The 12,968-nt window shown below is 72.6% G+C and carries 14 protein-coding genes and 1 riboswitch; of the genes, 4 read left to right on the forward strand and 10 right to left on the reverse strand.

Annotated elements, in window-relative coordinates:
- Window positions 1-57: 57 nt before the first annotated feature.
- Entirely contained in the window at window positions 58-1,143 is a 1,086-nt protein-coding gene (locus tag AB5L52_RS06230) for a M12 family metallopeptidase (RefSeq protein WP_369362903.1), read from the forward strand.
- Between the two features lie 175 nt (window positions 1,144-1,318).
- Here the strand turns inward: AB5L52_RS06230 and AB5L52_RS06235 are convergent, their stop codons facing one another.
- The 10 genes from AB5L52_RS06235 to AB5L52_RS06280 all read right to left on the reverse strand — a co-directional run bounded on the left by AB5L52_RS06235 (window position 1,319) and on the right by AB5L52_RS06280 (window position 9,705).
- Window positions 1,319-2,707, reverse strand: coding sequence for an NtaA/DmoA family FMN-dependent monooxygenase (locus AB5L52_RS06235; protein WP_369362904.1), 1,389 nt, complete (start codon window positions 2,705-2,707; stop codon window positions 1,319-1,321).
- 29 nt (window positions 2,708-2,736) lie between these two features.
- Complete coding sequence (locus AB5L52_RS06240) at window positions 2,737-3,945, reverse strand: LLM class flavin-dependent oxidoreductase (protein ID WP_369362905.1); 1,209 nt, start codon at window positions 3,943-3,945, stop codon at window positions 2,737-2,739.
- A 113-nt stretch (window positions 3,946-4,058) separates the two neighbouring features.
- Entirely contained in the window at window positions 4,059-4,277 is a 219-nt protein-coding gene (locus tag AB5L52_RS06245; RefSeq protein ID WP_369362906.1) for a putative leader peptide, read from the reverse strand.
- Window positions 4,258-5,070, reverse strand: a complete 813-nt coding sequence (locus AB5L52_RS06250; protein WP_369362907.1) for a GNAT family N-acetyltransferase — start codon at window positions 5,068-5,070, stop codon at window positions 4,258-4,260. The genes AB5L52_RS06245 and AB5L52_RS06250 overlap by 20 nt, the downstream gene beginning before the upstream one ends.
- Window positions 5,071-5,116: 46 nt before the next feature.
- Window positions 5,117-6,139 carry an ABC transporter substrate-binding protein gene (locus AB5L52_RS06255; RefSeq protein ID WP_369362908.1) on the reverse strand — a complete coding sequence of 341 codons (1,023 nt, stop codon included), beginning with the start codon at window positions 6,137-6,139 and terminating at the stop codon, window positions 5,117-5,119.
- A 76-nt stretch (window positions 6,140-6,215) separates the two neighbouring features.
- Window positions 6,216-7,007, reverse strand: coding sequence for an amino acid ABC transporter ATP-binding protein (locus AB5L52_RS06260; protein ID WP_369362909.1), 792 nt, complete (start codon window positions 7,005-7,007; stop codon window positions 6,216-6,218).
- Window positions 7,004-7,984 (reverse strand): amino acid ABC transporter permease, encoded by a 981-nt coding sequence (locus AB5L52_RS06265; RefSeq protein WP_369362910.1) that lies wholly within the window; start codon window positions 7,982-7,984, stop codon window positions 7,004-7,006. Before AB5L52_RS06265 ends, AB5L52_RS06260 begins: the two co-directional genes overlap by 4 nt.
- A 261-nt stretch (window positions 7,985-8,245) precedes the next feature.
- Window positions 8,246-8,395: a hypothetical protein gene (locus AB5L52_RS06270; RefSeq protein WP_369362911.1), complete on the reverse strand. Its 150-nt coding sequence runs from the start codon at window positions 8,393-8,395 to the stop codon at window positions 8,246-8,248.
- Between the two features lie 33 nt (window positions 8,396-8,428).
- A riboswitch (SAM riboswitch) is annotated at window positions 8,429-8,540 on the reverse strand.
- 78 nt (window positions 8,541-8,618) lie between these two features.
- A complete protein-coding gene (locus AB5L52_RS06275; protein ID WP_369362912.1) occupies window positions 8,619-9,506 on the reverse strand; it encodes a glutathione S-transferase C-terminal domain-containing protein in 888 nt (295 codons plus the stop codon).
- A 76-nt stretch (window positions 9,507-9,582) separates the two neighbouring features.
- On the reverse strand, window positions 9,583-9,705 hold the full coding sequence (locus AB5L52_RS06280; RefSeq protein ID WP_369362913.1) for a putative leader peptide: 123 nt from the start codon (window positions 9,703-9,705) through the stop codon (window positions 9,583-9,585).
- A gap of 253 nt (window positions 9,706-9,958) precedes the next feature.
- Between AB5L52_RS06280 and AB5L52_RS06285 the strand changes: the two genes are divergently transcribed.
- From AB5L52_RS06285 to AB5L52_RS06295, 3 genes are read left to right on the forward strand one after another with little or no spacing between them, the layout of a single operon-like run.
- Window positions 9,959-11,149 carry an NAD(P)/FAD-dependent oxidoreductase gene (locus AB5L52_RS06285; protein WP_369362914.1) on the forward strand — a complete coding sequence of 397 codons (1,191 nt, stop codon included), beginning with the start codon at window positions 9,959-9,961 and terminating at the stop codon, window positions 11,147-11,149.
- A complete protein-coding gene (locus AB5L52_RS06290) occupies window positions 11,146-11,448 on the forward strand; it encodes a (2Fe-2S)-binding protein (RefSeq protein ID WP_369362915.1) in 303 nt (100 codons plus the stop codon). The genes AB5L52_RS06285 and AB5L52_RS06290 overlap by 4 nt, the downstream gene beginning before the upstream one ends.
- Window positions 11,441-12,880, forward strand: coding sequence for an FAD-dependent oxidoreductase (locus AB5L52_RS06295; protein ID WP_369362916.1), 1,440 nt, complete (start codon window positions 11,441-11,443; stop codon window positions 12,878-12,880). The genes AB5L52_RS06290 and AB5L52_RS06295 overlap by 8 nt, the downstream gene beginning before the upstream one ends.
- The last annotated feature ends 88 nt before the right edge of the window (window positions 12,881-12,968 follow it).

The raw sequence follows: 12,968 nt of genomic DNA on the forward strand, positions 1-12,968 counted from the left end.
CGACTTGAGTAGCCCCCGACTCAGGCGCCGGCAGCGGCGTGTGGGCAGGCTGGCCGCATGACCCGACGCCACTGCTCGCTCCCGCGGCAGCCGGCCCCGTGCTTCGCACCGGGGCTGACCGCCGAACGGCAGGGCGCGCTGCTCGCCGGGCGGCGGATGTGGGTCAACGGCACGGTCCTGCACTACTACTTCTACGCCGGCGGTTCCGATGCCTCCGTGATCCCGGTCCCCGGGACCGGGGAACTGCGCCGGGTGCCGTGGGCCGGTGACGAAGCACAGCGGGAGGCGGTCCGCGACTGCCTGCGCGAATGGCAGGGGCTCGGCATCGGTGTCACGTTCGCCGAGGTCGGCGACCGGCGCGAGGCGGAGCTGCGGATCGGGTTCCAGGCCGGCGGCGGTTCCTGGTCGGCGGTGGGCCGGGAGGCGCTGTCGGCCGGCCGGAGCGAGCGCACCATGAACCTGGGCTGGGACGTGACGGGGCCCGGGGAGCGGGGCACGGTCCTGCACCAGATCGGGCACGCGCTCGGCATGGTGCACGAGCACCAGAGCCCGTACGCCGGGCTGCACTGGGACGACGAGGCCGTGTACGCCGAGCTGGCGGGCCCGCCGAACTTCTGGAGCCGGGAGACAACGTACACGAACGTCCTGCGCGAGCTGGACGCCGGCGAGGCGAGCGGCTCGGTGTGGGATCCGCAGTCGGTGATGACGTTCCCGTTCGGTCCGGGGCTGGTGCTGGAGCCGGAGCAGTACCGCGGGGGGCTGGCTCCGGCCGGCGGGCCGTCGCCGGCCGACAAGGAGTTCGTGCTGCGCTGGTATCCGCCCGCCGACCCGGCGGGGCCGGCCGCGCTGGTGCCGTTCCGGTCCGCGGCGCTCGGTCTCGGGCCGGGCGAGCAGGCCGACTTCACCGTCGAGCCGCCGGAGACCCGCGAGTACACCGTGGGCACCTTCGGCGACGCCGACAGCGTGCTCGTGGTCTTCGAGGAGCGCGACGGGGTGCCGCGCTTCCTCGCGGGCCACGACGACGGCAGCGGCCCGGACAACGCCGCCGTGCGGGTCCGGCTCGTCAAGGGCCGGCGCTATGTCGTCCGCGTCCGCCTCCACTCGACTTGGGGGTCGGGGGAGACAGCGGTCATGTGCTGGTGACAGCACACGGACGACACCGGCCACCGTCCGGCACCGGGGGGAACGGCCGCGGACGTCACCTACGGGGGAGGTGACGTCCGCGGCCGCACCGGTGCGCCCACCGTCGGTGCGCCGCTGGACGCCGGTGACCGGGTCCTGGGTCCGGTCCGCGCGATCAGGGTGATCGCGCGGAACTTCACGACACGGCTCGCTCCGGCGCGTCGGCCGTGCCGGTGCCGGCGTCGGGGTGGGCGAGGCCCAGGTGGTCCCGGAGGGTGGTGCCCTGGTAGTCGGCGCGGAAGACGCCCTGTTCCTGCAGGAGCGGGACCACCTTGTCGGCGAACGGGTCCAGGCCGCCCGGGGTGATGTGCGGGACGAGGATGAAGCCGTCGGAGGCGTCCGCCTGCACGAAGTCGTTGATGGTCTGCGCGACGGTGGCCGGGGAGCCGACGAAGGTCTGCCGGTTGCCGGTGTTGATGACCAGATCGCGGATGGACCACTTGTTGGCCTCGGCGAGCTGCCGCCACTCCCGGGCGATGGCGACCGGGTCCCGGTACATGCGCACCTGGGCGCGGCCCCGGGAGATGTGGTCCTCGCTCACCACGGGGTCGACGTCGGGCAGCGGGCCCTCCGGGTCGTACGCCGACAGGTCCCGGTTCCACACGAATTCCAGGTGCTTGAGGGCGGTGGCGCCGCTGACCTGCTGGCGGCGGACCCAGCGGGCGAGTTCGGCGGCCTCCTGGTCGGTGTCGCCGAGGACGAACGTCGCGGCGGGCAGGATGAGCAGCTGGTCGTGCCGGCGGCCGTACTGGGCGAGCCGGTCCTTGACGTCCGTGTAGAAGGCCTGGCCCTCCTTCAGCGTCGAGTACCGGCTGAAGATCGCGTCCGCGCTGGAGGCGGCGAACTCGCGGCCCTCGTCGGAGTCGCCCGCCTGGAAGATCACCGGGCGGCCCTGCGGGGAGCGCGGGACGTTGAACCGGCCGTGGATGTCGAAGTGCTGCCCCCGATGGACGAAGGCACCGGCCTGGGCGTCCCGCAGGAAGGTGCCGGTGGCCTGGTCGGCGAGGATCTCGTCGCCGCGCCAGGAGTCGAAGAGTTCGTGCGCGGTGGCGAGGAACTCCTTGGCGCGGGAGTAGCGCTCCTCCTGCGGCAGGAAGCCGCCGCGCCGGAAGTTCTCGCCGGTGAAAGCGTCCCAGGAGGTGACGACGTTCCACGCGGAGCGGCCGCCGGAGAGGTGGTCGAGGCTCGCGAACTGGCGGGCCACCTCGTACGGCTCGTTGAACGTGGAGTTGATGGTGCCGGTCAGACCGAGCCGGTCGGTGACGGCGGCCAGCGCGGCGAGCACGGTGAAGGTGTCGGGGCGGCCGACGACATCCAAGTCGTAGATTTTTCCGCCCTGTTCGCGCAGCCTGAGCCCTTCGGCGAGGAACAGGAAGTCGAACTTGGCGCGTTCGGCGGTCCGCGCGAAGTGTGCGAAGGAGCTGAACTCGATGTGGCTGCCGGCAGCCGGGTCGCTCCACACGGTGGTGTTGTTGACACCGGGGAAGTGGGCGGCCAGATGGATCTGCTTCAGCGGCTTGCTCATGGGGTGTGGTCGTCCTCTCCGGCTGCTGCTCAGGCGACGGATGCGGCGTAGCGGTTGGCGGGGCGGGCGAGGCCGAGCAGGCCGCGCAGGGTGTCGGCCTCATAGGCATCCCGGAAGCGGCCTCGGCGCTGGAGTTCGGGCACCAGGTCGCGGCTGATGCGGGGCAGGTCGTGACCGGCGACGGCGGGCCGCAGCCGGAACCCGGTCAGCCCACCGGTCGCCAACTCCTCCAGTACATCGGCGAGTTGAGTGGCTGTACCGGTGAAGATCCGGGCGTCGCTGGTGTACGGCTCACCGGCGAGCGCGTCCAGGCGGTCGCGGCGGGCCTCCGCCTGCGCCCGGCTGTCGTCGAGGAAGACGACGAGGTCGCCGAAGACATGCAGGGTGTCCCCGGCCCGGCCGGCCGCCTGCTGCCCGGCGCGGATCTCGGCGACGAGCGCGCGGGCCTGGTCCGCGTCGCGCGGGGTGACGTACCCGATGTCGGCCTGGCGGGCCACGAGCTGATACCCGACGGGCTGGTGGGCGAGGGCCGTGACCAGCGGCTGGCCCTGCGGCGGCCGGGGCGTGATCGAGGGGCCCTTGACGCTGAAGTGGCGGCCCTCGAAGTCGATGTAGTGCAGCTTGTCCCGGTCGACGAAGCGGCCCGTCGCCGTGTCCCGGATCTCGGCGTCGTCCTCCCAGCTGTCCCAGAGCCGGCGCACCACTTCCACATAGTCGGCGGCCTCGTCGAACAGTTCGGTGATCACGTCCTGCGCGGCCGGGCTGTCGTAGGCCTCGATACGGCGGATGGTACGGCGGCCGAAGTGGGCGGCCTCGTTCGGCCGGCCGCTGACCTGCACGCGCAGTCCGGCGCGGCCGGTGCTGACGTAGTCGAGGGTGGCGATTGCCTTGGAGATGTGGAACGGCTCGGTGTGCGTGGACACGACGGTCGGCACCAGGCCTATGTGCCGGGTGAGGGGGGCCACGCGGGAGGCGACGAGGACCGCGTCGAGCCGGCCGCGTATCCGGTCGGTGCGGTCGTCGGGGTCGAGGAAGTGCGAGGACTGCGGGCCGAGACCGTCCTCCAGGGTGACGAGGTCGAGGAGGCCGCGCTCGGCCTCGGCGACCAGGTCGGCCCAGTAGCCGGCGGTGAACAGGTCCCGGGGGCGGGCGACCGGCTCGCGCCAGGAGGCGGGGTGCCATCCGGTGCCGTCCAGGGCCACGGCAAGGTGCAGGTGAGAAGCGGGAGTTGAGGACACGGCGGTGCCTTCCTTGATGTCCGTCCGTACGACAGGACCGGCTCGCGAGGGCAGGCGTCGGCGAGGGCGAGCGCGGTGGGAGGAGACTTGGGCCCTTGAGCCCGGGAGACAGGTCAGCGGCGACAGAGCGCGGCGGACACGCGCTGGAGATCTATGTGCGGCCGGGAGTACAGACGGGCGGACCGGTAGGGGTGCGGGACGCACAGCGGGATTACGTGTGTCACGACCGTCACCTCCGTCCGTCTGCCGGGGCGGACCGTCTCGGCCGCCTGGCGGGTCTCGTCCTGCGTCACAACCGGATCCCGTCTTGAGTCACAACGCACGGCCGGCATGGGTTGTTCCCGCGCACGCGCCTGTTCCGGCGGACTCGTTCGTCCCCGCGCACGAGCCTGTTCCAGCGGACTCGTTCGTCCCCGCGCAGCGGACCCGCGCGATCCGGTTGCGGCGGCGCAGGACGAACCCGATCGACTCGTAGAGCCGGATCGCGCGCGTGTTGTCGGCGGCGGCGTGCAGGAACGGGGTGTCCCCGCGCTCCCGGATGCCCCACGCGACGGCGCGCACCAGCCGGGTGGCCAGCCCCCGGCCCCGATGGCCGGAGTCGGTGCAGACCGCGCTGATCTCGGTCCAGCCGGGCAGCCGCAGCCGCTCCCCCGCCATGGCGATCAGCCGCCCCTGGTGCCGGATGCCGAGATAGGTGCCCATCTCGACGGTCCGTTCCAGGAACGGGCCCGGCCGGGTGCGGGCGACCAGGTCCAGGATCTCGGGGACGTCGGCGCGCCCGAGCCGTACGGCTTCCGGGGCCGGTTCGGCGCGCAGCGCGACATCGACCAACTGGACGCCCTCTCCGCTGCCTTCGAGCCGCCAGTCGTCGGGCACCCGGTCGACGGGCTTGATCCTTACGGTGGTTCCGGGCCCGACGAGAGTGCGCAGGTCCTGCCAGGCGGAAGGGTCCGCCGGGTCGGCGAGCGCGGCCAAGGCGTAGACGCCGTTCTCGTATCGCGCGGCGCGGCCGAGGCGTTCGGCCAAGTGGGCGTGCGGTCCGGTCAGTGCGGCCCAGACGGCGTTGTCGAGCACATGGGTGGCGGGGGTGGCTCCGTCTCCGCGGAGGTCGGTCTGGAGGGACACGGCGGCGGAGCCTCTCTCGATTCGGTTCGGGCGGGCGGGCGGTGGGTCAGGAGTTGTCCAGGGGCAGGCCGGGCGGGTTGACCTCGGACCGGGCGACGGCCTCGTTGGAGAGGTTGTAGGCCTTCAGCAGCTGGGCGTACTGACCGTGCCTGATCAGGTAGTTGAGGGCGTCGGCGAGCGGCTTGGCGAGACCGCTGTCCTTCTTCGCGGTCGCCGCGATCAGTCCCTGCAGGGTCGTGCCCGCACCGGAGATCTTGCCCGCGTTGCGGGTAGCGTCGGGCGTGTTCGCGACCTGGGTGATGTGGTACGCGATGCCGGGGTTGGGGCCGAAGTAGACGTCGATCTTGCCGCTGGCCAGGGCCAGATAGGTGCTGTTGTGGTCCGGGAAGTACTTGACGGTGACCGCCTTGCCCTCCTTGGCCAGCTTGGCCTTCCACTCCAGGAGGATCTTCTCCTGGTTGGTGCCGGAGCTCACGGAGACGGTCCTGCCCGCGAGGTTCTCGTAGTTTCCGTCGAAGTTCCAGGTGCTCTTCCTCGGCACCTCGAAGGCGAGGTTGTCCTGACGGTAGGAGGCGAACTCGTACTTCTTCTTGCGCTCCTCGGTGTCGGTGACGTTGGAGAAGGCGACGTCGACCTTGCCGCTGTCGATGCCGACGAAGAGGTTCTCCCAGGTGAAGTTCCTCAGCTCGGACTTGAGGCCGAAGACGGCGGCGACCAGACGTCCGAGGTCGGGTTCGGAACCGGTGAGGGTCTTCTGGTCGTTGCCCACGTACGCCAGCGGCGGGAACCCGGCCGGCAGCGCGCCCTCGCCGATGACGAGCTTGCCGCTCTTGCGGAGGGCGGCGGGCAGTTCGGCGCTGATGGACTTCACCTCGGACACCTTGACGGTGGTCTGCTGGGCCGCGCCGTTGGCGACCTGTCCGACGACGACCTCGCCGGACCTGGCGCTGTCGGTGGTGGCGGCGTCGCTGTCGCCACCGCAGGCGGCGAGCCCGGTGGCCAGGGTGGCGACGGCGGTCGCCGCGGTGATGCCGCGTATCAGGCTGCGTCGGGAGAGGTGGCTGCGCATGGCTGTCCTTGTCGTTCGGAATCGTTCGGGGTCGTTCGGGGTCGTTCGGAAGGGTGATGGTGGCCGGGGAGGGAGGTCAGAGGACCTTGGCCAGGAAGTCCCGGGTGCGCTGGTGCCCGGGCCGGTCCAGGACCTCCTGGGGCGGGCCCTGTTCGACGATCCGGCCGGCGTCGAGGAAGACGATCCGGTCGGCGACCTCGCGGGCGAAGCCGATCTCGTGGGTGACGATGACCAGGGTGGTGCCGCTGGTGGCGAGGTCCTTGATGACGGCGAGCACCTCGCCGACCAGTTCGGGGTCGAGCGCGGAGGTGGGCTCGTCGAAGAGGATGATGCCGGGGCGCAGCGCGAGGGCGCGGGCGATGGCCACCCGCTGCTGCTGCCCGCCGGACAACTGGCGCGGATAGGCGCCGGTGCGGTCGCCGAGGCCGACCCGGGTGAGCAGTTCGCGGGCCAGCTCCAGCGCCTCGGGCTTGGTCAGCTTCCCGGTGGCGACGGGCGCGGCGGCGACGTTGTCGAGGACGGTCAGATGCGGGAAGAGGTTGAAGTTCTGGAAGACGAAGCCGATCCGGCTGCGCTGGGCGAGGAGGGCGCGCTCGCTCAGCTCCTTCAGCCGGCCGCCTCTGCCACGCGTGACGCCGATCAGCTCGCCGCCGACACTGACCTGGCCGATCTCGGGCTTCTCCAGGTGGTTGACGACCCGCAACAGGGTGGACTTGCCGGAGCCGGAGGGGCCGATGACGACGGTGACCTCGCCGGGGCGCACGGTCAGGTCGATGCCGTCGAGTACGCGCTGGGCGCCGTACCACTTGTGGACGTCGCGGATCTCCAGCGCGGCCGGGACCGGCGCCGGTGTGTCGGTGGTGGTCATACTGCGGCCTCCCTGCGCAGCCGGGCCCGGAACTCGGCGAGGCCCGCGCGTGCCTTCTGCAGCGGAGTCGGCGGCAGGGTGCGGGTGGCGCCCCGCGCGAAGTACCGCTCGACGTAGTACTGGACGACGGACACGGCGCTGGTGAGGATCGGGTACCAGACGGTGGCGACCAGCAGCAGCGGCACGATGTCGCCGGGGTACGTGCTGCCCATGGTCTGCACGGAGCCGAACAGGTCGAGCAGCGAGACGTAGAACACCAGCGAGGTGCTCTTGATCAGGCCGATGAGCTGGTTGACGTAGTTCGGGGTGATGGACCTCAGGGCCTGCGGGAGGACGATCCGGCTGAACTGGTAGTGCCTGGGCAGGCCGAGGGCGGCGGCCGCCTCGTGCTGGCCCTGGTCGACGGAGAGGACGCCGCCGCGTACGACCTCCGCCGCGTACGCCGCCTCGTTGAGGCTGAGCCCGACCACGGCGACCGTCATGTCGGTGGCGAGGCGCGACTCGTCGAAGGTGACGAAGGCGGGCCCGAAGGGGATGCCGAGGCTCAGCGTCTTGTACAGGGCCGAGAAGTTGTAGAGGAAGATCAGGACGACGATCAGCGGCACCGAGCGGAACAGCCACGTGTAGGTCCAGCTCACGGCGCGCAGGACCGGGCTGCCCGACTGCCGGCCGAGGGCCAGCAGGATGCCGCCGAAAAGGCCCAGCACGGCGCTGAGCGCGGTGACTTCGAGGGTGACGAGAAGCCCGTCGAGGACGGTGGGACGCAGGAACCAGTAGCGGAAGCGGTCCCACTGGTAGAACGGGTTCGTGGCCAGTCCGTGCAGGATCTGCACGACGAGCACGAGGACGACGGCGGTGGCGATCCACCGGCCGGGGCGGCGCAGCGGCTGAACCCGCTGTGCGGATACGGATGGTGAGGGGGCGTCGGCAGGTGGTGCCTCGGCGAGCGAGACGGCGGCGCCTGGGGGTTCACTCATGACGGGCTCCGGCGGAGTCGGACGCCCCGGGACGCGCGGCGGACGCGTACGGGTCGCGACGGCACTACGGCACGAGGCGGCGCACGGCAGCGCGCGGGAACCGGGGACTGGGCGGGCGACGGCACACCGCGGGGGCGGTGTGCCTCAGGAGCGCGAGGCTCGAACGGGACGGCCTGGAAGGAGACGGCCGGGAAAGTGACGGCCTGGAAAGGGACCAGCCGGAGGGAGACGGGCTGGAAGGAGACGGGCCGGAAGCAGGCGTCAGGCCCGGCGGCGGGCACGGCCCGGCGCGGTACACAGTGCGCTGCTGACGCGGAGCAGATCGACGGCGCGGTCGGCGACGAGGAACCCGGCGTACGGCCGTGCGCAGCCGAGCGGGCGGCTCGCGGCCGCCCTGGGAGCTGCGTACATGGCGTCACCTGTCACTGTTCCGGCCCCCGCGGGCCCTCGCGCTTACCGAAAACGTCATTCCGGTCCGGTCGTCACCTGGGGCACCCCACCGCGATGCGAGGGTTGCCGGTCAGCGAGCCAGGGCTTGGCGCTGACGCTCATGACCGTTCTGAACGGCAAGTAAAGGCAGTTGTCGGTTCGGATGTCAACGGCCGTCCGCGTACTGGACGTCTCGCGCCCGCCCTCACCTGCGGGAAGCGTCCTCGGCTTCCGCGGCGAGGCCCGCCCAGTCCAGGATCTGGACGGCGGCTCCGGCGGCCTCCAGCCCCTGGCAACGGCCGTGGTGGCGGCGGGAGATGCCGTCGAGGTCGAGATGGCGGCCGAAGGCGGGGTGGGCGGCCAGCCGGCGGGCGTAGGCCCACAGGGCGCGGTGGCCGGCGATGCGGTGCACGGCGGAGGCGTCGAGGTGGCAGCGGTGGACGGTGTCCAACTGCACCAGGGTCACCCACAGTTCGATGTCGGCGGCGGTGAGCCGGTCGTCGGCCAGGTACTCCTCTCCGGCAAGCCGGTTCTCCAGCCGGCCCAGGGTGTCGAGGAGCACGTCGAGGGCGGCGGCCCGCTCGGCCGGGGCGGCGTCGGCCCGTCCGGCGCGCTGCGCGGCCTCCTCGATCCCTGCGGCGCACATCCGCTCGACGGCCTCGAGCACGGACTCCAGGCCGCACGGGTACAGCGAGGCCCGGCCCTCGCGCGGGAACCGGTCGAGGTCGCGCAGGATGTCGGGGGCGTGGGTGCTGACGATCCGGCCGGACCAGTCGTCGCTGAGCACCGGCGCGAGGGCCGGGCCGGTGTAGTGGTGGGCGCTCGCCTCGTAGAGCGGGCGCAGCGCGGAGTGCCCCCCACCGGGACAGTCCGGGACGGCGGGCAGGAACGTGACCGGACAGCCCGCGTCCAGGCCGAGGAGGCTGTGTCCGACGGCGAGACGCAGCCCGTCGGGACAGGCGGTCGACAGATGGAGCCGGTAGCGGTGCGGCACGGCGTAGTGGCCGCTGCGCGCGTCCCGGCCGATCCGGCCCCGGAAGACGGGGGCGGCGCGGTGGACGGACGGAACGGCGGCGAGCGAAGTGATGGACATGCGTCTCCCCGGGTGGTGGGCGTGCGGAGGTGCGCGCCGACGCGCGGCATCGGACGGCGGGCGCGAGAGGCCCGGCTCAGCGGTGAAGGCTGATCGCGCTGCAGACACGCAGCAGATCGATGTGCCGGCGGGAGGTGAGCAGGGGCACGCGGAACGGCGTACGGCCGGTGCGGCCCGTGACCGTTGCGAGGCGCGGCATGATTCCCTACCTGTTCACTAGGATTCCCACTCTGGAGTGTCGACGGGGCTTCTTGCGACGTCAAGAGGGCGTCCACGCTGAGGACTCCGGGGGACGCAGCCGACCCAAGGCGCGCGGGGAACTGCGCGACAAGCCACGACGGAGCCGCGGTCGGCAATGAAGCTGCGCGCAACAATGAAGCTGCGCGCAAACGGCGCTGAACCGAGCCATCCGAGGTCTCCCCAGAATGAGCGCCATGTGACATAGTACTGCCGTGGCAAAGCGACTGACCTGCGATGTCGTGGTAGTCGGAGCCGGCATGGTCGGGGCGGCCTGCGCGCTGTACGCCACCCGCGCCGGCCTCGACGTGCGTGTGGTGGACCGCGGCCCGGTCGCCGGCGGCACCACTGGCGCCGGCGAGGGCAACCTGCTCGTCTCCGACAAGGAACCGGGCCCCGAACTGGACCTCGCCCTGCTGTCGGCCCGCCTGTGGTCGCGCCTGGGCGACGAACTGGGTACGGCCGTCGAGTACGAACCCAAGGGCGGCCTGGTGGTCGCCGCCACCCCCGAGACCCTCATCGCGCTGCACGCCTTCGCCGACGGCCAGCGGACGGCCGGTGTCGAGGCCGAACCGGTGACGGCGGACCAACTTCCCTCCTTGGAGCCGCACTTGGCCACCGGCATGACGGGCGGAGTGCACTATCCGCAGGACGCCCAGGTCATGCCCGCCCTCGCCGCAGCCCACCTGCTCCGCGCCTCCGGCGCCCGCCTGCACACCGGCTGGACCGTGACCGGCGTACTGCGCACGGCGGACGGCGCGGTGACCGGTGTCCGCACCGACCGGGGCGACGTGCACGCACCGGCGGTGGTGAACGCGGCCGGCCCCTGGGGCGGCGACCTCGCGGCCCTCGCGGACGTCCGGTTGCCGGTGCTCCCGCGGCGCGGCTTCGTGCTGGTCACCGAGCCGCTGCCGCGGATGGTCCGGCACAAGGTGTACGCCGCGGACTATGTGGCCGACGTCGCGAGCGACTCGGCCGCCCTGCGCACCTCTCCGGTGGTGGAGGGCACGGCCGCCGGACCGGTGCTGATCGGCGCGAGCCGGGAGCGCGTCGGCTTCGACCGCTCGCTCTCGCTGCCGGCGGTACGGGCGCTCGCGGCCGGGGCGATCGGGCTGTTCCCGTTCCTGGAGCGGGTGCGAGCGCTGCGGACATACGCAGGATTCCGGCCGTATCTGCCCGACCACCTCCCGGCGATCGGCCCGGATCCGCGCGCGCCGGGGCTGTTCCACGCCTGCGGGCACGAGGGTGCCGGCATCGGACTGGCCACCGGCACCGGGCAGTTGATCGCGCAGACGCTCACCGGGAAGACACCGGACCTGGATCTCACACCGTTCCGGCCGGAGCGGTTCGACACCGACAGATTCGACACCCACGGATTCGACGCCGACGGAGGCAGCACACCGTGAATCCCCTGGAGTTGACCCGGGCCCGGCCGGGCGAGGCCTTCACCGTCACCTTCGACGGCCGGCCCGTCACCGCCCTGCCCGGACAGACGGTCGCGGCGGCGCTGTGGGCGGCGGGCGTACCGGCCTGGCGCACCACCCGCGGCACCGGCCGTCCCCGTGGGGTCTTCTGCGGGATCGGGGTGTGCTTCGACTGCCTGGTGACCGTCAACGACCGGACGAACCAACGAGCTTGCCTGGTGCCGGTCCGTCCGGGCGACGAGATCCGTACTCAGGAGGGAACGGGACGGGACGATGACTGAGCGAGCACACCTCGCCGTCGTCGGGGCGGGCCCGGCGGGTCTCGCCGCGGCGCTGGCGGCGGCCGACCGGGGCGTACGGGTCACCCTCGTCGACGCGGCCGAGCAGGCGGGCGGCCAGTTCTACCGGCAGCCCGCCCGGGCCCTCGGCGCCCGCCGCCCCGAGGCCCTGCACCACCAGTGGCGCATCTGGGAACGCCTGCGGGACGGCGTCGACCGGCACATCACCGCCGGACGAATCACTCATCTGACGGATCATCATGTCTGGTGCGTGGACCGGGAGTCGGCCCATGACAAGCCGCCATCCAACCGCGACCAGCATTCATCCCAGTCGTTCACGGTGTACGCCCTGTGCGGCCCCGCGCAGGAGGAGGGGGTCGCCGTCCGCGCCGACGCCGTGCTGCTCGCCCCCGGTGGCTACGAGCGCGTGCTGCCCTTCCCGGGCTGGACGCTCCCCGGTGTCGTCACGGCGGGCGGCGCGCAGGCCATGCTCAAGGGCGGCCTGGTGCTGCCCGGCCGTACGGTCGTGGTCGCCGGCACCGGGCCCCTGCTGCTGCCGGTGGCCACGGGGCTCGCCGCGGCCGGGGCGCGCGTGGCCGCGCTGGTCGAGTCCGCGGACCCGAGGGCCCTGCTGCGTCGCACCCACACCCTCGCCGCAGAGCCCGGCAAGCTCGCCGAAGGCGCCTGGTACGCGGGGCAGTTGCTGCGCCGCGGAGTCCGCACACTGGCCCGGCACATCGTCGTCGAGGCGCACGGCACCGACCGGCTGACGGCGGTCACCGTCGCCGCCCTGGGGAAGGACCGCCGGATCAGACCCGGCAGCGCACGCCGCATCCCCTGTGACACCCTCGCCGTAGGACACGGCATGCTGCCGCACACCGACCTCGCCGAGACGCTCGGCTGCACGCTGTCCGGGACGGACGGCACGGCCGTACGGGTCGACGACGAGCAGCGCACCGACGTGCCCGGGGTCTGGGCGGCCGGCGAGACCACCGGCATCGGCGGCGCGGCCCTCGCGCTCGCCGAGGGGCACATCGCGGGCCGCTCGATCGCCGCCCGCCTGTACGGCACGGCCCCCGACCCGCGCTCCTGGGCGGCGGCCGCCCGGACCAGGACCCGGCTGCGGGCGTTCTTCGCGGCGCTCGACGCGGTGTACGCGCCGCCCGCGGGCTGGGCGGACCGGCTCACGGACGACACGGTGGTGTGCCGGTGCGAGGAGGTCACGGCCGGCGCGGTCCGCACCGCCGCCGGCTCGCTGGGCGCGGGCGATCTGCGCACCGTGAAGCTGCTCACGCGGGCCGGGATGGGCTGGTGCCAGGGCCGGATGTGCGCACCGGCGGTGGCCGGCCTGACCGGCTGCCCGCTCACTGCGGGACGTCGCCCGTTCGCCCGGCCGGTACCGCTCGGCGTCCTGGCCGGGCTGCCGGACGACTGAGCCCCGGACCGAGAGGATCCACCCGAGCCACTTCACTCAGCCAGTACTCGACCAGTCAGCACTCACACTCTCAGTACCATGTCACACG

Source organism: Streptomyces sp. CG4 (genome assembly GCF_041080655.1).
GTDB lineage: Bacteria > Actinomycetota > Actinomycetes > Streptomycetales > Streptomycetaceae > Streptomyces.